The organism is Streptomyces sp. NPDC045998 (genome assembly GCF_056430285.1).
The window spans coordinates 87,285-108,333 of sequence record NZ_JBWKLJ010000001.1; the positions used below are offsets into that span (position 1 = coordinate 87,285).

Annotated in this window: 17 protein-coding genes; 9 read left to right on the top strand and 8 right to left on the bottom strand. The window is 72.7% G+C overall.

What is annotated here, in order from left to right; translation table 11 throughout:
• Positions 1-116: 116 nt before the first annotated feature.
• A complete protein-coding gene (locus tag AC07FJ_RS00405; RefSeq protein WP_479043720.1) occupies positions 117-1,832 on the top strand; it encodes a thiamine pyrophosphate-binding protein in 1,716 nt (571 codons plus the stop codon).
• Here AC07FJ_RS00405 and AC07FJ_RS00410 read toward each other — a convergent pair.
• Positions 1,804-2,193 carry a hypothetical protein gene (locus AC07FJ_RS00410; RefSeq protein WP_479043722.1) on the bottom strand — a complete coding sequence of 130 codons (390 nt, stop codon included), beginning with the start codon at positions 2,191-2,193 and terminating at the stop codon, positions 1,804-1,806. The two genes, AC07FJ_RS00405 and AC07FJ_RS00410, sit on opposite strands and share 29 nt — an antisense overlap.
• 135 nt (positions 2,194-2,328) lie before the next feature.
• On the opposite strand from AC07FJ_RS00410, the gene AC07FJ_RS00415 reads away from it, so the two are divergent.
• The 4 genes from AC07FJ_RS00415 to AC07FJ_RS00430 all read left to right on the top strand — a co-directional run bounded on the left by AC07FJ_RS00415 (position 2,329) and on the right by AC07FJ_RS00430 (position 9,414).
• The gene (locus AC07FJ_RS00415) at positions 2,329-3,276 is read left to right on the top strand and encodes a serine hydrolase (protein ID WP_479043725.1); all 948 of its coding nucleotides are present in this window, start codon (positions 2,329-2,331) and stop codon (positions 3,274-3,276) included.
• A gap of 55 nt (positions 3,277-3,331) precedes the next feature.
• Entirely contained in the window at positions 3,332-7,072 is a 3,741-nt protein-coding gene (locus tag AC07FJ_RS00420; RefSeq protein WP_479043727.1) for an ABC transporter ATP-binding protein, read from the top strand.
• 454 nt (positions 7,073-7,526) lie between these two features.
• On the top strand, positions 7,527-7,934 hold the full coding sequence (locus AC07FJ_RS00425; protein ID WP_479043729.1) for a hypothetical protein: 408 nt from the start codon (positions 7,527-7,529) through the stop codon (positions 7,932-7,934).
• Positions 7,935-8,013: 79 nt separating this feature from the next.
• Positions 8,014-9,414 carry an aminopeptidase gene (locus tag AC07FJ_RS00430; RefSeq protein WP_479043731.1) on the top strand — a complete coding sequence of 467 codons (1,401 nt, stop codon included), beginning with the start codon at positions 8,014-8,016 and terminating at the stop codon, positions 9,412-9,414.
• 50 nt (positions 9,415-9,464) lie between these two features.
• Here AC07FJ_RS00430 and AC07FJ_RS00435 read toward each other — a convergent pair whose 3' ends face one another.
• From AC07FJ_RS00435 to AC07FJ_RS00450, 4 genes are all read right to left on the bottom strand, one after another.
• On the bottom strand, positions 9,465-11,273 hold the full coding sequence (locus AC07FJ_RS00435) for a glycoside hydrolase family 3 protein (RefSeq protein WP_479043734.1): 1,809 nt from the start codon (positions 11,271-11,273) through the stop codon (positions 9,465-9,467).
• Between the two features lie 142 nt (positions 11,274-11,415).
• Positions 11,416-11,856, bottom strand: coding sequence for an NUDIX domain-containing protein (locus tag AC07FJ_RS00440; protein ID WP_479043736.1), 441 nt, complete (start codon positions 11,854-11,856; stop codon positions 11,416-11,418).
• Positions 11,857-12,054: 198 nt separating this feature from the next.
• Positions 12,055-12,831 carry a sugar phosphate isomerase/epimerase family protein gene (locus AC07FJ_RS00445; protein WP_479043737.1) on the bottom strand — a complete coding sequence of 259 codons (777 nt, stop codon included), beginning with the start codon at positions 12,829-12,831 and terminating at the stop codon, positions 12,055-12,057.
• A gap of 43 nt (positions 12,832-12,874) precedes the next feature.
• A complete protein-coding gene (locus AC07FJ_RS00450) occupies positions 12,875-13,945 on the bottom strand; it encodes a LacI family DNA-binding transcriptional regulator (protein ID WP_479043740.1) in 1,071 nt (356 codons plus the stop codon).
• 135 nt (positions 13,946-14,080) lie between these two features.
• Here AC07FJ_RS00450 and AC07FJ_RS00455 point away from each other — a divergent pair, with 135 nt between their 5' ends.
• From AC07FJ_RS00455 to AC07FJ_RS00465, 3 genes are read left to right on the top strand one after another with little or no spacing between them, the layout of a single operon-like run.
• Positions 14,081-15,232 carry a Gfo/Idh/MocA family protein gene (locus tag AC07FJ_RS00455; RefSeq protein ID WP_479043743.1) on the top strand — a complete coding sequence of 384 codons (1,152 nt, stop codon included), beginning with the start codon at positions 14,081-14,083 and terminating at the stop codon, positions 15,230-15,232.
• A complete protein-coding gene (locus tag AC07FJ_RS00460; protein ID WP_479043745.1) occupies positions 15,229-16,368 on the top strand; it encodes a dihydrodipicolinate synthase family protein in 1,140 nt (379 codons plus the stop codon). The genes AC07FJ_RS00455 and AC07FJ_RS00460 overlap by 4 nt, the downstream gene beginning before the upstream one ends.
• A 26-nt stretch (positions 16,369-16,394) precedes the next feature.
• Complete coding sequence (locus tag AC07FJ_RS00465; protein WP_479045195.1) at positions 16,395-17,174, top strand: sugar phosphate isomerase/epimerase family protein; 780 nt, start codon at positions 16,395-16,397, stop codon at positions 17,172-17,174.
• Between the two features lie 216 nt (positions 17,175-17,390).
• On the opposite strand, the gene AC07FJ_RS00470 is transcribed toward AC07FJ_RS00465, so the two are convergent.
• The 3 genes from AC07FJ_RS00470 to AC07FJ_RS00480 are packed head-to-tail and all read right to left on the bottom strand — an operon-like array spanning position 17,391 to position 18,491.
• Complete coding sequence (locus AC07FJ_RS00470; protein WP_479043747.1) at positions 17,391-17,654, bottom strand: hypothetical protein; 264 nt, start codon at positions 17,652-17,654, stop codon at positions 17,391-17,393.
• 4 nt (positions 17,655-17,658) lie between these two features.
• Positions 17,659-17,991 (bottom strand): hypothetical protein, encoded by a 333-nt coding sequence (locus AC07FJ_RS00475; RefSeq protein WP_479043749.1) that lies wholly within the window; start codon positions 17,989-17,991, stop codon positions 17,659-17,661.
• On the bottom strand, positions 17,988-18,491 hold the full coding sequence (locus tag AC07FJ_RS00480; protein ID WP_479043750.1) for a hypothetical protein: 504 nt from the start codon (positions 18,489-18,491) through the stop codon (positions 17,988-17,990). The genes AC07FJ_RS00475 and AC07FJ_RS00480 overlap by 4 nt, the downstream gene beginning before the upstream one ends.
• A gap of 222 nt (positions 18,492-18,713) precedes the next feature.
• Between AC07FJ_RS00480 and recD2 the strand changes: the two genes are divergently transcribed.
• Complete coding sequence (gene recD2, locus AC07FJ_RS00485; RefSeq protein WP_479043753.1) at positions 18,714-21,008, top strand: SF1B family DNA helicase RecD2; 2,295 nt, start codon at positions 18,714-18,716, stop codon at positions 21,006-21,008.
• The last annotated feature ends 41 nt before the right edge of the window (positions 21,009-21,049 follow it).

Genomic DNA, 21,049 nt, shown 5'->3' on the forward strand with positions numbered 1-21,049 from the left:
AAGGTAGGGGGAGCGCGGAGGTTCCGAGGAACGAGGAACCGAGCACGATCGACCGTCGACACCGACTGAGGCGCCCCGGAGCCGAACCGAGCCCCCAAAAAAGAGGGACCACACGCGTGACGCACGACCACGACCTGGTGCTGAGGCCCACCGCCGCGCAGACGGCCGCCGCCCTCAACCCTCCGCCCGGCCGCACCGGCGGCGACCTCGTCGTGGAGACGCTGGCGGGGCTCGGGGCCACCACGGTCTTCGGCCTGCCCGGCCAGCACGCGCTCGCCCTGTTCGACGCGGTGGGCCGCTCGACGCTCCGGTACGTGGGCCTGCGCACCGAGAACAACGCGGGGTTCGCCGCCGACGCGTACGGCAGGATCACCGGTGAGGCCGCGCCGCTGCTGCTGTCCACCGGGCCGGGCGCCCTGCTGTCGCTCGCCGCGCTCCAGGAGGCCGCCGCGGCCAGCGCGCCCGTGGTCGCCCTCGCCAGCCAGGTGCCGGTGGCCGGGCTCGGCGGGGGCCGCCGCGGCCACCTGCACGAGCTGCGCGACCAGCAGGCCTCCTTCCGCGACGTCGTGAAGTCCGTGCACACCGTCCGTACGGTGTCGCAGATCCCGTCGGCCGTCGCCGCCGCGTGGCGCTCCGCGCTGACCGCGCCGCACGGGCCCGTCTGGGTCGAGATCCCGCAGGACGTGCTGGCCGCCGAGACCCTCCTCCCGGTCGTCACCGCCCCGGACGCCTTTCCCGACGAGCTGGTGCCCCGCCCCGAGCTCACCGCCGTCGCCGCGCACCTGCTGGCGCACGCCGAGCGGCCCGCGATCATCGCGGGCGGCGGAGTCGTGCGCTCCGACGCGTCTGGCAAGCTGCGGGCCCTGGCGGAGCGGCTCAAGGCGCCGGTGGTGACGACCTTCGGCGGCAAGGGCGCCTTCCCCTGGACCCACCCGCTGTCCCTCCAGTCCTGGCTGGAGGACCGCCACACGACGGAGTTCCTGGAGGACGCCGACGTCCTGCTGGTCGTCGGCTCCGGGCTCGGCGAGCTCTCCTCGAACTACCACACCTTCGCCCCGCGCGGCCGCGTCGTCCAGATCGAGGCCGACCTCGGCAAGCTGGAGTCCAACCACCCGGCCCTCGGCATCCACGCCGACGCGCGGCTCGCGCTCTCCGCCCTGCTGGAGACGCTGGAGGCGGTTCCGCCGCGTGAGGACACCGGCGCCGCCGAGCGCGTCCGCACGGTGCTGGGCAAGGTACGCGACCGGCTCGCGGCCCAGGACCTGACGCTGGAGCAGCGGGTGCTCGCCGCCGTGCGCGAGGCCCTGCCGGACGACGCGCCCAGCTTCTGGGACATGACGATCCTCGCCTACTGGGCCTGGTCCGCCTTCGACGCCCGCCGCCCCAACACCATGCACTCCGCCCAGGGCGCGGGCGGCCTCGGCTACGCCTTCCCGGCCGCGCTCGGCGCGGCGTTCGCCGACCCCACCACCCCGGTCCTGGCCGTCTCCGGCGACGGCGGCGCCATGTACTCCCTCGCCGAGCTCGCGACGGCGAAGCAGTACGGCCTCGACGTCACCTGGCTCATCGTCGACGACGGCGGCTACGGCATCCTGCGCGAGTACATGACGGACGCCTTCGGCCGGGCCACCGGCACCGAACTGGCCCGCCCGGACTTCGTCGCCCTCGCCGGGTCCTTCGGCGTCCCGGCGATCCGTACGACGCCGGACGCGCTGCGCGAGGACCTCGCCGCCTCCCTCGCCACGCCCGGCCCTTCGGTGGTCGTCCTCCCGGCGGTCCTGCGCATGTTCGCGCCGACGCACCTCACGGCACCGGCCGCGGACGGTTCATGAGGGGCCCGTGCTTCTCCTCGTAGAGCGCCCGCTGGGTCTCGTAACCGGCGGTGAACTCGGCGGCCTCCGCCACGCCGAGGTTGCCGGCGGGCAGGCCGCCGGCCGGGACGAACCCGGGTATCGCGGCGAAGACCTCGGCGGCGGCCTCCGCGTGGGCGGGGCTCCGCCGTACCGCGAGGTGCAGGTGCTCGCCCACCGCCCGCAGGTGGCGTAGCAGCACGGTCCGCGGCGGCTGCATGGCCTTGCGGACCTCTTCCGGGCGCGCCATCCCCTCGCCGCCCGTGCCGATGACGCTCAGCGCCTCCAGCGTCGCGTACAACTGGCCGCAGAGGTACGGAGCCCTCCGCTCACCACCCGACATGGCCGTCCCCCGTCCCGTTTCCCTCGATGGCCGCCGGGACTGACTACCCCTCACGAGGCGCGCGGGAACGCGGTTTCGGCGCGCCGTGCCGTAGATCGCGTACAACCTTCCGGCCGGTCGCGGGTCTGGAAAGGCGTGACATCCATATTCCGCCATCCCCGGCGCGGCGCGCTCCGCGCCGCCCTCGCCCTCGGGGTGCTGCTGCCCGTCGTCGCCACGGCGACGCCCGCGAGCGCCGCGCCCCCGGCCGTGACGTGCACGTCCGGCAAGTCCGGACTGGCCGCCAAGCTGTCCCAGGACATCGCCGCGGCCCTCAAGGGCCGCACCTCCATGACGGCCGTCGTCGTGCACGACCGCGTCACCAACACGCACTGCGAGCTCCGCCCGACGCAGAAGTTCGACTCGGCGAGCATCGTGAAGTCGACCGTCCTCGCCGCCCTGCTGTGGGACGCGGGCAAGCAGGGGCGCGGGCTCACCCAGCGCGAGGTCGACCTGACCACGGCCATGATCACCAAGTCGGACAACGCCTCCACCAGCACCCTGTGGAAGCAGCTCGGCGTGACCAAGATCAACGCCTTCCTGCGGGCCGCCGGCATGACCCAGACCGTGCCCGGCTCCGGCGGCTACTGGGGCCTCACCCAGATCACCGCCCGTGACCAGCGCAAGCTGCTCGACCTGGTCTCCGTACGGAACACCGTGCTGACCGAGAGCTCCCGCTCGTACATGCGCAAGCTCATGCGGAACGTCGTCTCCTCGCAGCGCTGGGGCACCCCCGCGGGCGCGCCCGCCGGCATGACCGTCCACGTCAAGAACGGCTGGCTGTCGCGCGCCACGCACGGCTGGCGCGTCCACAGCATCGGCGTCTTCTCCAGCAGCACCGCCAACTACTCGATCACCGTCCTCACGCACGACAACAAGACGATGAACGACGGCATCAACACCATCCAGGCCGTCTCAAGGGTGGTCCACCGCGACCTCAACCCGACGCCGTCGAAGATGGGCAAGACGTTCCAGCTGCCCGCCGTCCCGCAGGAGGCCATGCCTCCGGTACCGGAGACGGGACCCGCCCACCCGGCGGGATGAAAATCGCATTTCAGCGTGTTGGTGCTTCCGGCGGAACAGACAACGGGAGGCACCAGTGGCGGCGGCGGACACGACCGCGGAACGAGGATGGGCACGGCGGCTGGCCGGTTACGCCTGGCGATACCGGCGCAACGTCGTGCTCGCCCTCGGTTCGTCCCTCGCGGGCATGGCCGTCATGGCCGTCGTCCCGCTGATCACCAAGATCGTCATCGACGACGTCATCGGTTCGGGAACCCGGTCCCTCGCCGTATGGACCGGGCTCCTCATCGGAGCCGCCGTCGTCGTCTACGCCCTGACGTACGTCCGCCGCTACTACGGCGGACGCCTCGCCCTCGACGTGCAGCACGACCTGCGCACCGAGATGTACGACACGATCATGAAGCTCGACGGGCGGCGTCAGGACCAGCTGTCCACCGGGCAGGTCGTCGGCCGCGCCACCAGCGACCTCCAGCTCATCCAGGGCCTTCTCTTCATGCTCCCGATGACGATCGGGAACATCCTGCTCTTCCTGATCTCCCTCGGCATCATGGCGTGGCTCTCCCTCCCCCTCACCCTCGTCGCCATCGCCGTCGGCCCCGCCCTGTGGTTCATCGCCAAGCGCAGCCGCACCCGCCTGCACCCCGCCACCTGGTACGCCCAGGCCCAGGCCGGTCACGTCGCGGGCGTCGTCGACGGCGCCGTGTCCGGCGTGCGCGTGGTCAAGGGCTTCGGGCAGGAGGAGCAGGAGACGCAGAAGCTGCGGGAGGCCAGCCGCAAGCTCTTCGCGGGCCGCCTGCGCACCATCAAGATGAACGCCCGCTACACCCCGGCGCTCCAGGCCGTGCCCGCCCTCGGGCAGGTCGCCATGCTGGCGCTCGGCGGCTGGCTCGCCACCCGCGGCCAGATCACCCTCGGCACCTTCGTCGCCTTCTCCACCTACCTCGCCCAGCTCGTCGGACCCGTCCGCATGCTCGCCATGGTCCTCACCGTCGGCCAGCAGGCCCGCGCGGGCGTCGAGCGCGTCCTGGAGCTCATCGACACCGAGCCCGTCCTGAAGGACGGCACGAAGGAGCTCCCGGCGGACTCGGCCGCGAGCGTCGAGTTCGACGACGTGTCCTTCGCCTACGAGGACGGGCGCCCGGTCCTGGACGGCTTCTCGCTGGAGATCCGGCCCGGCGAGACCGTCGCCGTCGTGGGCTCCTCCGGCAGCGGCAAGTCCACCGTCTCGCTGCTCCTGCCCCGCTTCTACGACGTGACGCACGGCGCCGTCCTGGTCGGCGGGCACGACGTGCGCGAGCTGACCCTCGCCTCCCTGCGGGACGCCATCGGGCTCGTACCGGAAGACAGCTTCCTCTTCTCCGACACCGTCCGCGCGAACATCGCCTACGGCAAGCCCGACGCGACCGACGACGAGATACGCGCCGCCGCCCGGGCCGCCCAGGCCGACGGCTTCATCGGCGAGCTCCCCGACGGCTACGACACCAAGGTCGGCGAGCACGGGCTCACCCTCTCCGGCGGCCAGCGCCAGCGGATCGCCCTCGCCCGCGCGATCCTCACCGACCCGAGGCTGCTGCTCCTCGACGACGCCACCTCGGCCGTCGACGCGCGCGTCGAGCACGAGATCCACGAGGCGCTGCGCTCCGTCATGGCCGGGCGCACCACCCTCCTCATCGCCCACCGCCGCTCCACCCTGAACCTCGCCGACCGGATCGCCGTCCTCGACGACGGCCGGCTCTCCGACATCGGCACCCACGACGAGCTCCAGGAGCGCTCCGCGCTCTACCGGCGGCTGCTCACCGACCCCGACGAGCTCGGCGGCGTCTCGCCCGGCCACGCCCTGCCCGTGGACGTCCCCGAGGACCACAGCGTCCGCGAGGAGCTTGACGCCGAGTTCGACGCGGAACGCGGCATCACGCCCGCCCTGTGGGAGCGCGACGCCGACGCGGCCGGCGCCGGCGTCGGTGCCGCCTCCACCTCCGCCTCCGAGACCCCCGGCGCCACGCCCGAGCTGCTCGCCCAGGTCGAGGCCCTGCCCCCGGCGGCCGACACCCCGGACATCGACGAGGCGCGGGCGGTCACGCCCGAGGAGTCGTACGGGCTGCGCCGGCTGCTGCGCGGCTTCGGGCTGCCGCTCCTCGTCAGCCTCGGGCTCGTCGCGCTCGACGCGGGCGCGGGCCTGCTGCTGCCCGTTCTCATCCGGCACGGCATCGACGAAGGCGTCGAGCGGCTCGCCCTCGGCGCGGTGTGGGCCGCGTCGGCCCTCGGGCTGCTGACCGTCGTCGTGCAGTGGGTGGCGCAGACCGGCGAGATCCGCATGACCGGCCGCACCGGTGAGCGGGTGCTGTACGCGCTGCGCCTGAAGATCTTCGCGCAGCTGCAGCGGCTCGGGCTCGACTACTACGAGCGCGAGCTGACCGGCCGCATCATGACCCGCATGACGACCGACGTCGACGCCCTGTCGACGTTCCTCCAGACCGGACTCGTCACCGCCTTCGTCTCCGTGGTGACCTTCTTCGGCATCATGGTCGCCCTCGTCGTGATCGACCTCCAGCTGGCCCTCGTCGTCTTCGCCACCCTGCCGGTGCTCGTCGTCGGGACGGTGTTCTTCCGCCGGTCGAGCGTCAAGGCGTACGAGCTGGCGCGCGAGCGGATCAGCGGCGTCAACGGCGACCTCCAGGAGTCGGTGTCCGGGCTGCGGATCGTGCAGGCGTTCCGGCGCGAGCGCGCGGGCGCGGCGCGCTTCGCCGAGCGCAGCTCGGAGTACCGCGAGGCGCGCGTCCGGGGCCAGTGGCTGATCTCGATCTACTTCCCCTTCGTGCAGCTGCTGTCGTCCGTCGCCGCGGCGGCCGTCCTCATCGTGGGCGCGGGCCGCGTCGAGGCGGGCACCCTCACCACCGGCGCCCTCGTCGCGTACCTCCTCTACATCGACCTCTTCTTCGCGCCCGTGCAGCAGCTGTCGCAGGTCTTCGACGGCTACCAGCAGGCGACGGTCTCCCTCGGCCGCATTCAGGAGCTGCTGCGGGAGCCGACCTCGACGGCCGCGCCCGCGCGGCCGCGTTCCGTGAGCGCGCTGCGCGGCGAGATCGCCTTCGAGAAGGTCTCCTTCGCCTACGGGGACGAGGAGGAGGCGCTGGCGGGGGTCGACCTGCGCATCCCCGCCGGTCAGACCGTCGCCTTCGTCGGCGAGACCGGCGCCGGCAAGTCGACGCTCGTCAAGCTCGTCGCCCGCTTCTACGACCCGACCGCCGGCCGCGTCACCGTCGACGGCACCGACCTGCGCGAGCTCGACCTCACCGCGTACCGCCACCGCCTCGGCGTCGTCCCCCAGGAGGCGTACCTCTTCCCGGGCACCGTCCGCGACGCCATCGCGTACGGGCGCCCCGGGGCGAGCGACGCGGAGGTCGAGGCGGCGGCGCGGGCCGTCGGCGCGCACGACATGATCGCCACGCTCGACGGCGGCTACCTCCACGAGGTCGCCGAGCGCGGCCGCAACCTCTCGGCCGGCCAGCGCCAGCTGATCGCTCTCGCCCGGGCCGAGCTCGTCGACCCGGACGTCCTCCTCCTCGACGAGGCGACGGCGGCGCTGGACCTCGCGACGGAGGCCCAGGTCAACGCCGCGACCGACCGCCTGGCCGGGCGCCGCACCACCCTGGTGGTCGCGCACCGGCTCACCACGGCGGCCCGCGCGGACCGCGTGATCGTCATGGACCACGGCCGCGTGGCGGAGGACGGCACCCACGAGGAGCTCCTGGCGAGGGGCGGGCGGTACGCCCGGCTGTGGGCGACGTTCGTGGGGGAGGCGCCGCTGGTGGCGTGAGGGTGGCTGCCGCCGGTGGCTGGTTTGCGGTGCGCTATGGCTTGCGCCGGTGGGCGTGGGGCGGGTGCCGGGGGTTCCGGTGGGGGGTGGTCGGACTCTCGTTCACCGCGCTTCGCGCGTGTTCAGTCGTTTGACGTCCGACCACCCCCCACGCTCCACCCCCGTCCCCCTCGCGACGGTGGTCCCTCGCGCCGTCGGTGCGTGCAACCCCCGGTGGGTGGCTTGAGGCCGTTCCCTGGCCCGATGGGCGTGCCCGTCGGCACGCCCCGCGTACGTCCCTCGCCGGCCAGCGCCTGGTGCACAAGCCCCGCGGCGCGAAGCTGCCGCGCTCCGGGGTGTGGGGGCGGAGCCCCCGGTTACGGGAAGGGGAGGGGTGGGGGAAAGGCACCGCGCAACCGAGCGGCGTCCTCGTGCGTCGTACGCATGTACGCTCACGAGGCGAAGGAGTGCAAGGGTGTTCGGTGGTGCGACGGCCGCGGCCGGGGCGACTAGGCGACTGTTCACGCACGTCCTCGCGGTGCTCGTCGCCGTGAGCGCCCTCACCCTCGCCGGGCACAGCGCCCCCGCGGAAGCCGCCGCGGCCTGCTCCGGACGGCTCGTCAAGACCGTGCCGTTCTCGACCGGAGAGCTGAGGATCTACAAGAGCCGCCAGTACGCGTGCGCCGTGACCGTCGCCAGGAAGCCGGGCGTGCGCCGCGCCATGTTCGTCTCCATCCAGGCGCGCGGTGGCCGTGCGGCGATCGACAAGGGACGCTTCACCCAGCAGGCCGGCCCCGTGACGGTGTACGCCCTCAACCGCTGCGTCCGCGCGTCCGGCACGGTCGCCGGCAAAGGTGGGAACACCGGCTGGATCCTGTGCTGAGCGGGTAACCGCCTCTGGTGGCGGCGGTGTTGACCCCGCTAGGTTCACGGGCGACCACCGTGACCCAAGTGGAGGGTGCATGCGTAAGGCGCTCAGATGGCTGCTGTCGCTCGTGGTGCTCATAGGCACCGTGAGCGCGACCGGTACGGCCACGGCCACCGCCGTCGTACCGGCCGACAAGGACAGGGACATCAAGGACCGCATCCTGGCGATCCCCGGGATGACCCTGCTGGAGGAGAAGCCCTACCCCGGCTACCGCTTCTTCGTCCTCGGCTACACCCAGCCGGTCGACCACCGCGACCCGGCCCGCGGAACCTTCCAGCAGCGCGTCACCGTGCTGCACAAGGACACCGCACGCCCCACCGTCTTCTACACGAGCGGGTACGAGCTCGGCACCCGCCCCTGGCGCAGCGAGCCGGCGGCCATCGTCGACGGCAACCAGGTCGCCATGGAGTACCGCTTCTTCCGCCCGTCCCGCCCCGAGCCGGCCGACTGGTCGAAGCTGGACATCTGGCAGGCGGCCTCCGACCAGCACAGGATCTTCGCCGCGCTGAAGCCGCTGTACGACCGCAAGTGGCTGGCCACCGGCGTGTCGAAGGGCGGCATGACGGCGACGTACTACGAGCGCTTCTACCCCCGGGACATGGACGGCGTCGTCGCGTACGTCGCGCCCAACGACGTGGTGGAGAAGGAGGACTCGGCGTACGACCGGTTCTTCGCGACCGTCGGGACGCAGGAGTGCCGCGACCGGCTCAACGCCATGCAGCGCGAGGCGCTGGTGCGCCGGGAGCCGCTGCAGAAGAAGTACCGCGCGTGGGCGGAGGAGACGGGCGCGACGTTCACCACCGTCGGCAGCCTCGACAAGGCGTACGAAGCGGTCGTCCTCGACTTCGTCTGGGGCTTCTGGCAGTACCACACCGAGGCCGAGTGCGCCGACATCCCGGACGCCGCCACCGCCTCCGACCAGACCGTCTACGACACCATCGACGGCTACTCGGGCTGGTCGTACTACACCGACCAGGGCCTGGAGTGGGCGGTCCCGTACTACTACCAGGCCGCGACCCAGCTCGGTTCGCCGAGCCTGCGGATGGACCACCTCAAGGGGCTGACGCGGTACGGCTACCAGCCCGCCCGCGCCTTCGTCCCGCGTGACGTCCCGCTGCCCCGCTTCCAGGCGTGGGCGATGCGGGACGTCGACACCTGGGTGCGCACGCGGGCGCGGGGGATGCTCTTCGTGTACGGCGCCAACGACCCGTGGGGCGCGGAGCGGTTCCGGGTCGACCGGGGCGCCCGCGACAGCTACGTCTTCGCGGCGCCCGGCGCCAACCACGGGGCGAGCGTCTCCGCTCTGGTCGAGGCCGAGCGGGTGAAGGCCACGGCACGGATCCAGGCGTGGGCGGGCGTCGCCCCGGCGCCGGTCCGCACGGTCCCGGGCCTGGACAAGCGCACGCTCGTGCGGGAGCAGACGCTGCGGCCGTAGGACGGGGTGGTGGCGGCCGGGCGGGGCGTGGTCCCGCCCGGCCGCCGCGTTCAGTACGTCAGGCCGTAGCCCATCGGGTACAGCACCTGCGCCGGGTCGTCGGCACGCTGCACGGGCACCGGCAGCCGCCCCCCGGGCCGCGCCCGGCCGGCGATGACCCGCGCGGCGGCGCGCAGTTCGACGTCGGTCCAGGAGTACGCGGCGAGGGTGGCGCGCTGGCCGCTGAGGCGTGCGATGTCGTACGGGTTGCGCAGGGCGACCGTGACCACTGGGACACCGGTCGCGGCGAGCCGGGACACCAGCGTGCGCTGGCTGCTGGTGGCCGACACGTTGTACGTGCCCACGACGATCGCGTCCTTGCCGGCCGATGCCGCCACCGCCTCGTCGATCTTCGCGGTGGAGGGCGCCGTGCCGGTGGAGAGGACCGACGCCGTGAAGCCCAGCTCCGTGAGAGCGGCGGCGAGGGTGGCGGTCGGCGGCCCCGTGGTGCCGGAGGGGGACGCCGGGTCGGCACCGACGACGAGCAGGTGGGGCCGCTCGCGGCGGTCGAGCGGCAGCAGGCCGCCCTCGTTGAGGAGGAGCGTCGTCGTCCGTTCCGCGATCCGGTCGGCGGTGGCGAGGTGGAGGGGGGAGCCGACGGTGCGGTCCACGCCCTCGTGGGTGACGTACGGCTCGCGGAAGAGGTCGAGCTTCGCCTTGAGGCGCAGGATGCGCAGAATCGATTCGTCGATACGGGCTTCGCTGATCTCGCCGCTCTGTACGGCCTTGAGGACGGCGTTCCAGGCGGTGGGGAGGTGCGGCGGGTTGAGCAGCTGGTCGCAGCCCGCCTTCAGCGCGAGGACGGGCACGCGGGCGTCGCCGTACTTGGTGCGGACGCCCTCCATGCCGAGCGAGTCGGTCACGACCACGCCGTCGTAGCCGAGGCGCTCGCGCAGGATGCCGGTGAGGATGGGGTGGGAGAGGGTCGCGGGGTCCTCGGCCGGGTCGAGCGCCGGGACCACGATGTGCGCCGTCATGATCGAGTCGATGCCGGCGGCGATGGCCGCCCGGAACGGCGGCGCGTCCAGCTTCTCCCACTGCTCGCGGGTGTGGCCGATCCTCGGCAGCCCGTAGTGGCTGTCGACCTCGGTGTCGCCGTGGCCGGGGAAGTGCTTGGAGGTGGCCGCGACCCCGGCCCGCTGATACCCCTTCACCTGGGCGGCGACCAGCTCGGCCACGGCCTCGGGGTCGGCGCCGAAGGAGCGGACGCCGATGACGGGGTTGGCGGGGTTGACGTTGACGTCGGCGACGGGCGCGTAGTTCTGCCGGATGCCCATCGCGGCGAGCTCCCGTGCCCCGACGCGCGCGGCCCGCCGGGCGTCGGAGCGGGACCCGCCCGCGCCGAGCGCCATCGCGCCGGGCAGCAGGGTGGCGGGTTCCCCTATCCGGGCGACGACACCGTGCTCCTGGTCGGTGGAGATGAGGAGCGGTACGGGCGTGGGCTGCGCGAGCCCGGCGCGCTGGATGCCGTTGGACAGGTCGGCGATCTGGTGCGGGTCGCGGGTGTTGTGCGCCCAGGTGAAGTAGATGACGCCGCCGACGTGGTACCGCTCGACGAGCTCGGCGGCGGTGCGCACGCCGATCTCCTTGAGGTTCGCGTCGACGTCGGCCGGGTCCGGCGCGGTGGCGGAGTGCCCGTACACGCGCGAGACGAAGAGCTGGCCGACCTTCTCCTCCAGGCTCATGCGCGCGACGAGCTGCTGGAGGCGCCGGTCGTCGGCGGCCCGCGCGGGGGTGGCCACCCCGGTGGCGGCGGCGGCCGCCGCGGCGGCGGTGACGGTGAGAAGGGTACGTCTCGAGGTGGTGGCGCGGTGGTGCACTGGTGCTCCTTCCGGCCGTGCAGAGGGGGAGTGGGGGGCGGTGAAGGAAACTGCCAAGGAGTCACGCTTAGCCGGAAAGTAACTGCCAGGTCAAGAACCGTGACGGCAGCGCGCGACAAAGCCCCCGGCGCGGCCGCGCGGCTTATACGCCCCGACGGGCGGCGAGCATGAGGGCGAGCGGCCCGGCCGGCAGGAGGAAACGACCGGTCACGGCCGCGTCGATGGCCTCCTGCAGGCGCCACCAGGACAGCTTGAAGTCCCCTTCGGTCGCGGTGAGCTGCTGCGCGCCGAGGGTCAGGCCCTGTGCCTCGAACAGATGGACGCGGGCCGTGGAGCCGAGAGTGATGGCGTACGAGCCGAGAGAACGCCACGAGGAGGCGGTGATGCCCGCCTCTTCCCGCAGCTCGCGTCGCGCGCATTCGTCGGGAGTCTCTCCTTCTTCGCGGCGTCCACCGGGAAGGAAGAGGTACTCGCCGCCATGCGCCGGGAAGTCCGCGCTCAGCAGGGCGACGAGTCCCTTGTCGTCACGGGCGACGACGACCGAGGCGTCCGGCGCGGTGCTGTGCGTCGAGGAGCTGCTCATGGGGCGCGAGCGTAGTGGTCACCCGCGCACCATGGCCGCGAAGGGGACGTTCATGACGGCCGGGTGCGCGATGCCCCGGCCCTGATGGCCGTCGTCTCCGTAACGCGCCGCCATGGTCGGCGCACATGAGGATCGGCCACCGCCCAAGCGTCCGCTCTCGTCGCAGCAGGGCTTCCTCCGTATGGCCTGGGGTGCCCCCTACCCCAGCCCCGCCAGCCGCTCGCGCCCCGCCGCCAGCAGGGGCGGCAGCTCGGGCGCGTCGGCGTACCAGCGCTTCTCGTACTCCCAGCACGCCCAGCCCTGGCCGCGCGTCAGGCCCAGGCACTCCGCGAGCGGCAGCACCCCGGTGCCCAGCGGCAGCGGGGTCGTGTCCTCGGCGGAGGCGATGTCCTTGACCTGGACGTAGCCGAGGTACGGTGCGAGGACCGCGTGCGTCGCCTCCGGGGGCTCGCCCGCGAGCCAGGGGTGCATCACGTCCCACAGCGCGCCGACGTGCTTGTGGCCGACCGCGCCCACGACGCGGGCGACGTCCGCGCCCGTGCGGTGCGAGTCGTGGGTCTCCAGCAGGACCCGTACGCCCAGTTCCGCCGCGACCTCCGCCGCCGCGCCCAGCCGCCGCGCGGCCGTCGCGTCCGCCTCCGCCGGGTCCTGGTCGCCGCCGCCCGGGAAGACCCGGACGAACGGCGCGCCCAGGTCGGCCGCCAGGTACAGCAGCCGGTGCAGCTCCTCGTACACGGCTTCGTCGTCGCCGGGCGCCGCGACCCGCGCGTATCCGGCGACGGCGAGGATCTCGACACCGCCGCGCGCGAACTCCTCGACCACCGCGCGGCGCTCATGCGCCGGCAACCCCGGATGGACCGGTTCCTCGGGGTGGGCGCGCAGTTCGACACCGTGGTAACCGGTCTCGGCGGCGAGGCGTACGACGTCGGCGACGGGCATCCCGGGGACACCGAGCGTGGAGAAGGCGTACTTCATGGGCGCGAACCTACCCGCTCGCCACCCTTCTATGACCGAGGCGCTACCCCCGGGGCCGCCCCGTCGACGCCCGCACCATCAGCTCCGCCGCGATCGTCGCGATGCCGCCCGGGGGCACGGCCTCGGCGCCGACCGCGAGGCGGCCCGCCCGCGCGCCCGCCTCCGACAGCGGAAGCCGTACGGTCGTGAGCGCGGGCACCGCGTCCACCGAGAAGGGGAGGTCGTCGAAGCCCGCCACCGAGACGTCCTCGGGGATGCGCAGCCCCCGGTCCCGCAGCGCGGCGCAGGCGCCCAGCGCCACGGTGTCGTTGGCGGCGACGACCGCCGTCAGGTCCGGGTCGCGCCGCAGCAGTTCCAGCGTCGCGTCGTAGCCGGAGCGGCGGTCGTACGAACCGTGCACGGTGAGGTGGTCCGGGCCGGCGCCCGCCACCCCCGCCGCGGCCATCGCCTCGCGGTGCCCCTCCAGCCGGTGCCGGGTCGTCGTGCGGTCGGCGGGCCCGGCGACGTAACCGATCCGCCGGTGGCCGAGGGCCAGCAGGTGCTCGGTGAGCCGCCGCCCCCCGCCCCGGTTGTCGAAGGTCAGCGCGGCCACGGTCGCCTCGCCGCCGCTCCCCTCCGGCATCGGCGGCCGCCCGCACAGCACCACGCGCGTGCCCGCGTCCGCCAGCTTGGCGAACCGCGCCGCCATCGCCGTCGTGTGCGCCGGGTCCTCCAGCGCGCCGCCGGTGAGCACGACGGCCGCCGCGCGCTGGCGCTGCAGCAGCGTCAGGTAGCGCAGCTCGCGCTCGGGCGAGCCGCCGGTGTTGCAGACGACGGCGAGCTTCTCGCCGCCGGCCCGCCCCTGCGCACCCTCGCCGATCGCGCTCTGCGCCGCTCCCGCCATGATCCCGAAGAAGGGGTCGGCGATGTCGTTGACGAGGATGCCGACCAGGTCGGAGGTGGCGGCGGCCAGCGAGCTGGCCGGACCGTTCAGGACGTAGTCGAGTTCCTCCACCGCGCGCAGGACGCGCTCGCGCGTGGCCGCGGCGACCGGATAGTTGCCGTTCAGGACGCGCGACACGGTCGCCGGGGACACCCGGGCGCGCGCCGCCACATCGGCCAGGGTGACTGTCATCGCTATCGCGTTCCTCCGAGGAGAGTCGGGCGTGGCTCTTGTACGCGCCGCTGCCCGCAGGCTAGCGTCACCCCGTATAGAAAGCGCTTACTACGCCGCTTACCACGCCGCTTACCGACTCTTGGAGGGACCTTCGTGACACCCAGGACAGTGCGGATCGCCATGAACGGCGTCACGGGGCGGATGGGCTACCGCCAGCACCTGGTCCGCTCGATCCTCGCCATCCGCGAGCAGGGCGGCCTGGACCTCGGCGACGGCGAGGTCCTGTGGCCCGAGCCCGTCCTCGTCGGCCGCCGCGAGCACGCCCTGCGCGCCCTCGCCGAACGCCACGGCCTCACCGAGTGGACCACCGACCTCGACGCGGTCCTCGCCGACGAGCGCACGGACGTCTACTTCGACGCCCAGGTCACCTCCGCCCGCGTCGACGCCCTCACCAAGGCCATCGCCGCCGGCAAGCACGTCTACACCGAGAAGCCCACCGCCACCGACACCGCCGGCGCCCTGGAACTGGCCCGGCTCGCCCGGGCGGCCGGCGTCAAGCACGGCGTCGTCCAGGACAAGATCTTCCTGCCGGGCCTGCTCAAGCTGAAGCGCCTGATCGACGGCGGCTTCTTCGGCGAGATCCTGTCCGTACGGGGAGAGTTCGGCTACTGGGTCTTCGAGGGCGACTGGCAGCAGGCCCAGCGCCCCTCCTGGAACTACCGCGCCGAGGACGGCGGCGGCATCGTCGTCGACATGTTCCCGCACTGGGAGTACGTGCTCCACGAGCTGTTCGGCCGCGTGACGTCCGTGACCGCCCACGTCACCACCCACATCCCGCAGCGCTGGGACGAGGACGGCAAGCCGTACGCCGCCACCGCCGACGACGCCGCGTACGGCATCTTCCAGCTGGCCGGCGGCGCCGTCGCGCAGATCAACTCCTCCTGGGCGGTACGCGTCCACCGCGACGAGCTCGTCGAGTTCCAGGTCGACGGCACGCACGGCTCGGCCGTCGCCGGGCTGCGCGGCTGCCGCGTCCAGCACCGGTCCATGACCCCCAAGCCCGTCTGGAACCCGGACATCCCCGTGACGGAGGCCTTCCGCGACCAGTGGCAGGAGGTGCCGGACAACACCGAGTTCGACAACGGCTTCAAGGCCCAGTGGGAGCTGTTCCTGCGCCACATCGCGCTCGACGAGCCGTACCACTGGGACCTGCTGGCGGGCGCGCGCGGTGTGCAGCTCGCCGAACTGGGCCTGAAGTCCTCGGCGGAGGGCCGCCGCTACGAGGTGCCGGAGCTGGCGCTGTGACGATCCGCCTCCCGCACGGCACGTACGAACCCCGCACCTCCGCCGCGTCCTTCACACCGGGCGCCGCCCTCGCCTCCCGTACGGTCTTCTCCGCCGCGCACGTCGTGGCCAACCCGTACGCGGACGTCTCGCCCGACTCCCCGGCGGCCGTGGACTGGGACGCCACGCTCGCCTTCCGCCGCCACCTGTGGGCGCACGGGCTCGGCGTCGCCGAGGCCATGGACACCGCGCAGCGGGGCATGGGCCTGGACTGGGCGGGGGCCGCCGAGCTGATCCGCCGCTCGGCGGCGGAGGCCAAGGCGGTGGGCGGCCGGATCGCGGCGGGCGTCGGCACGGACCAGCTGACGGGTCCGGCGGACCTGGAAACCGTACGGCACGCGTACGAGGAGCAGCTCGCGCTGGTCGAATCCGCCGGCGCGCAGCCCGTCCTCATGGCGTCCCGCGCCCTGGCGGCGGCCGCGACGGGCCCCGACGACTACCTGGCCGTCTACACCCACCTCCTGCGCCAGGCGTCCGAGCCCGTGATCCTCCACTGGCTGGGCCCGATGTTCGACCCGGCCCTGGAGGGCTACTGGGGATCGGCGGACCTGGACGCGGCGACCGACACCTTCCTGAAGGCCATCGCCGAACATCCTGACAAGGTCGACGGCATCAAGGTCTCCCTGCTGGACGCGCGCCGCGAGGTCGACCTGCGCCGCCGCCTGCCGAGGGGCGTGCGCTGCTACACCGGCGACGACTTCCACTACCCCGAGCTGATCGCGGGCGACGACCAGGGCTTCAGCCACGCGCTGCTGGGCGTCTTCGACCCGCTGGGGCCGCTGGCGGCGGAGGCGGTCCGCCGCCTCGACACCGGTGACATGGCGGGCTTCCGCGCCCTCCTCGACCCGACCGTCCCCCTCGCGCGCCACCTCTTCCAGACGCCCACCCGCTACTACAAGACGGGCGTGGTGCTGCTGGCGTGGCTGGCCGGCCACCAGGACCACTTCACGATGGTCGGCGGCCTCCAGTCGGCGCGCTCCCTGCCGCACCTGGCGATGGCGTACGAACTGGCCGACCGGCTGGGCCTGTTCCCCGACCCCGAGCTGGCGGAATCCCGCATGAGGAGCCTGCTGACCGTGTACGGAGGCGACCGGTGAACCTGAGCCGCTTCAGCATCAACCAGATGACCGTCAAGCAACTCCCGCTCCCCGAGCTGATGGAGGCCTGCGTCCGGCTCGGCGTGCCCGGCGTCGGCCTCTGGCGCGAGCCGGTGCACGCGTACGGGGTCGAGGCCACGGCCAAGCTCGTCCGGGACGCCGGCCTGACGGTCACCACCCTGTGCCGCGGAGGGTTCTTCACCACCGCGACCGACCTCGACGACAACCGCGCCGCCATCGACGAGGCCGCGACCCTCGGCACGGACACCCTGGTCCTCGTCTCCGGCGGTCTCCCCCCGGGCGGCAAGGACCTGCCCGGCGCCCGCTCCCTCATCGCGGACGCCCTCGCCGAACTCGCCCCGTACGCCGCCGCGCGCGGGGTCCGCCTGGCGATCGAGCCGCTGCACCCCATGTACGCGGCCGACCGCTGCGCCGTCTCCACCCTGGACCAGGCCCTCGCCCTGGCCGAGCCCTTCCCCGCCTCGCAGGTCGGCGTCGTCGTCGACACGTACCACGTCTGGTGGGACGACCGCGCCCCTGCGGCGGTCACCCGCGCGGGCGCGCAGGGCCGCATCCACTCCTTCCAGCTCGCCGACTGGACCCTCCCCCTCCCGGCCGGCGTCCTCACCGGCCGCGGCCAGCTCGGCGACGGCACGATCGACCTCCGCGCCTGGCGCGAACTGGTCGACGCGGCGGGCTACACCGGCCCCATCGAGGTCGAGCTCTTCAACGACGGCCTGTGGGCGCGCGACGGCCTGGAGGTCCTGGAGGAGACGGCCCGCCGGTACGCGGAGCACGCGCTGTAGCGGCCCCGCTTGTGGAATCCGGCTTCCGGAAAAATTACCCCCCGCATCCGTGCAACCAACCGGCGGTGAGGGGAGTCGTACATGGCGTCAGGGCTTCCGGGGGGAATCTGGGGGGATTCGGGAGGCCTTGAGGGGTGGGGGGAGCGCACAGGGGCCCGGTCATCGGACCGGGCCCCTTGGTGTCGCTCACCCGGCCCGATGCGGGTTCCCCGGCTCTCACCCGCGTTCTCGCTCGCGCAAAGCGCGGGCTGTCTCGATGTCCTCCCGCAGTGCACTGAGCCGAGGTGGCTGCCTGGAATCGTCCAGAACAACGGCATGCAGTCGATCACCCACCCGCGGAGGAGCCACGCCCGTGGACCACCAGGACGGATGCTTGACCTGGTCGATGAAACCCGTAGTCCCGTTCGCGTCGACCTGTGATCCGACGGAGGCGACGGCCGTGACCGTGACCTCGACTTCCTGGTGGTTCGCGAGCGTCATCGAGTCAGCGGTACTCGCCGGCCAGATAATCGAGATGCTCCAGCTCCGAGCCGCGCAGCGCCTGGCGCTGAAGCTCCCACAACGGCGTGAGGTGCACGGCTTCCACGAAGCCGGTTTCGGTGAGTTCACCTAGCGCGTGCAGCTCGCTCTCCAGGCAGTCCCGCTCGCTCTCCAAGGCCGCGACGGATGACAGCAGTCCGGCGATCACGGCTACCTCGCGCCGGTCGAAGGAGTGCAGCCAGTCGCAGATTACCGCCGAGGTTTCCTCTCTGATGTCAGGGGATGCGGAAACCAACCCGCGGACCACTCTGAGGAGATTCTCGTTTCCTACCGTCATCCCACCCACTCCGACGCTGCGGCCCGGAACTGCTCCACGAGAGCACACCCTGGATACGTCTCGAACGCCGTGTACCTCCAGCGGTAGTGGCACGACCAGTAGCTCACCACGCGCCTCTCCGTCCGCGCGAAGAAGGCCGCGTTCCGCGCGATGAACTCTCCGTAGAGCCGGCGCTGGGCCGAGCCGGGGACAGCGAGCCCGGGAAGCCCCCGCCCGATCGCCTCGACGATCTCCACTACGTACTCGCCGGCCAGTTGCACCACGAACGGCACGACCCACGGCTCGCTTGACGACACGATCTGTTCGAGGCGGCGCTGACGGACCCGGCCGTCACTGTGCCGGGAGTACAGGCACTGCAGGATCAGGCGCTGGGTCCCGGTCAGGGACCGCTCCAGGCCGGCTTCCGGTTCCGGGTGGTAGATCCGCGAGGGGATGGCAACCATCTCGCCCCGCACATCGACGTGGAAGGGGTCCGCCGGCCCGAGCGCGGCGTCCGGCACGGCCGCCAGAGCACTCCGTACATCACCGGCAAGACCGGCCGGAAACGTTGCCACCAGGGGATGCGGGGCGCTCGACGGGCCAGGGGACAGCTGCACGCGACGAGGATAAGCGGCGGACTTCCCAATCCCGCCCTGTGGAGGGCGCTCAGCGGACCAGCCCGGCGCCTCGGGAGTTGTCCACAGGCCTGCCGGACTGTCCGACCTGCCCGGTAGCGTCGGGGCATGTCCAACCTGGCAGTCGTCGAAGGGGTCCTCGAGCGGATCACGTACGCCAACGAGGAGAACGGCTACACCGTCGCGCGGGTCGACACCGGGCGCGGCGGTAAGGAGTTGCTCACCGTCGTCGGCTCGCTGCTCGGCGCGCAGCCGGGGGAGTCGCTGCGGATGGAGGGGCGCTGGGGGTCGCATCCGCAGTACGGCAGGCAGTTCACGGTGGAGAACTACACGACCGTGCTGCCCGCGACCGTGCAGGGCATCCGGAGGTACCTCGGGTCCGGGCTGATCAAGGGCATCGGCCCGCGCATCGCGGAGCGGATCGTCGACCACTTCGGGGTGGAGACGCTCGACGTCATCGAGCGGGAGCCGAAGCGGCTCATCGAGGTGCCGGGGCTCGGGCCCAAGCGGACCAAGCTCATCGGGGCCGCGTGGGAGGAGCAGAAGGCGATCAAGGAGGTGATGGTCTTCCTCCAGGGAGTGGGCGTCTCCACCTCCATCGCGGTGCGGATCTACAAGAAGTACGGGGACGCCTCGATCTCGGTGGTGAAGAACCAGCCCTACCGGCTGGCCGCCGACGTGTGGGGCATCGGCTTCCTCACCGCCGACCGGATCGCGCAGGCCGTCGGCATCCCGCACGACAGCCCGGAGCGCGTGAAGGCGGGCCTGCGGTACGCGCTGTCGCAGTCCAGCGACCAGGGGCACTGCTTCCTGCCCGAGGAGCAGCTCATCGCGGACGCGGTCAAGCTGCTCCAGGTCGACACGGGCCTGGTCATCGAGTGCCTCGCCGAGCTCGTCGCGGACGAGGAGGAGGGCGGCGTCGTACGGGAGCGGGTGCCGGGGCCGGAGGGGCCCGCGGGGGAGCCGCTGACCGCCGTCTACCTGGTGCCGTTCCACCGCGCCGAGGTCTCCCTCGCCGCCCAGCTGCTGCGGCTGCTGCGCACCGAGGAGGACCGGATGCCCGCCTTCCGCGACGTCGCCTGGGACAAGGCGCTCGCCTGGCTCGCGGACCGTACGGGCGCGGAACTGGCGCCCGAGCAGGAGCAGGCCGTGCGGCTCGCCCTCACCGAGAAGGTGGCCGTGCTGACGGGTGGCCCCGGCTGCGGCAAGTCCTTCACCGTGCGTTCCATCGTGGAGCTGGCCCGGGCCAAGAAGGCCAAGGTCGTCCTCGCCGCGCCGACCGGCCGCGCCGCCAAGCGGCTGGCGGAGCTGACCGGCGCGGAGGCCTCCACCGTGCACCGGTTGCTGGAGCTGAAGCCGGGCGGTGACGCGGCGTACGACCGGGACCGGCCGCTCGACGCCGACCTGGTCGTCGTCGACGAGGCCTCCATGCTGGACCTGCTGCTGGCCAACAAGCTGGTCAAGGCGGTCGCCCCGGGCGCGCACCTGCTGCTGGTGGGGGACGTGGACCAGCTGCCGAGCGTCGGTGCCGGCGAGATGCTCAGCGACCTGCTGGCCCCGGACAGCCCGGTGCCCGCCGTCCGGCTGACGAAGATCTTCCGGCAGGCCCAGCAGTCCGGTGTCGTCACCAACGCCCACCGGATCAACTCCGGCCAGCAGCCCCTCACTTCGGGGCTGCCGGACTTCTTCCTCTTCGTCGCGGAGGAGACCGAGGAGGCCGGGCGCCTCGCGGTGGACGTCGCCGCCCGCCGCGTGCCGATGAAATTCGGCCTTGATCCGCGCCGGGACGTGCAGGTCCTCGCGCCCATGCACCGCGGCCCGGCGGGCGCGGGCACCCTCAACGGTCTGCTGCAGCAGGCGATCACCCCCGCCCGCCCGGACCTGCCCGAGAAGAGGTTCGGCGGCCGGGTCTTCCGCGTCGGCGACAAAGTCACCCAGATTCGCAACAATTACGAAAAGGGCGCGAACGGCGTCTTCAACGGCACGGTCGGCGTGGTCACCTCCCTGAACGTGGACGACCAGCGCCTGACGGTACTGACGGACGAGGACGAGGAGGTGCCGTACGACTTCGACGAGCTCGACGAGCTGGCGCACGCGTACGCCGTCACCATCCACCGCTCCCAGGGCAGCGAGTACCCGGCCGTGGTGATCCCGGTCACCACGGGCGCGTGGATGATGCTGCAGCGCAACCTGCTCTACACCGCCGTCACGCGCGCGAAGAAGCTCGTCGTCCTCGTCGGCTCACGCAAGGCGATCGCCCAGGCCGTCCGGACCGTCTCCGCGGGCCGGCGCTTTACCTCACTGCGGCACCGGCTGACAGGTGAGGTCCGGGTGGGAAACATCACCCAGAGCCCCCCGGGAGATCGCCGGACTTTCCTAACCGGGGCGAAGGGGGCAGGATGAGCAGGTTGACGGCACTGAGTGCCGCCAATTGGCCGAATGGT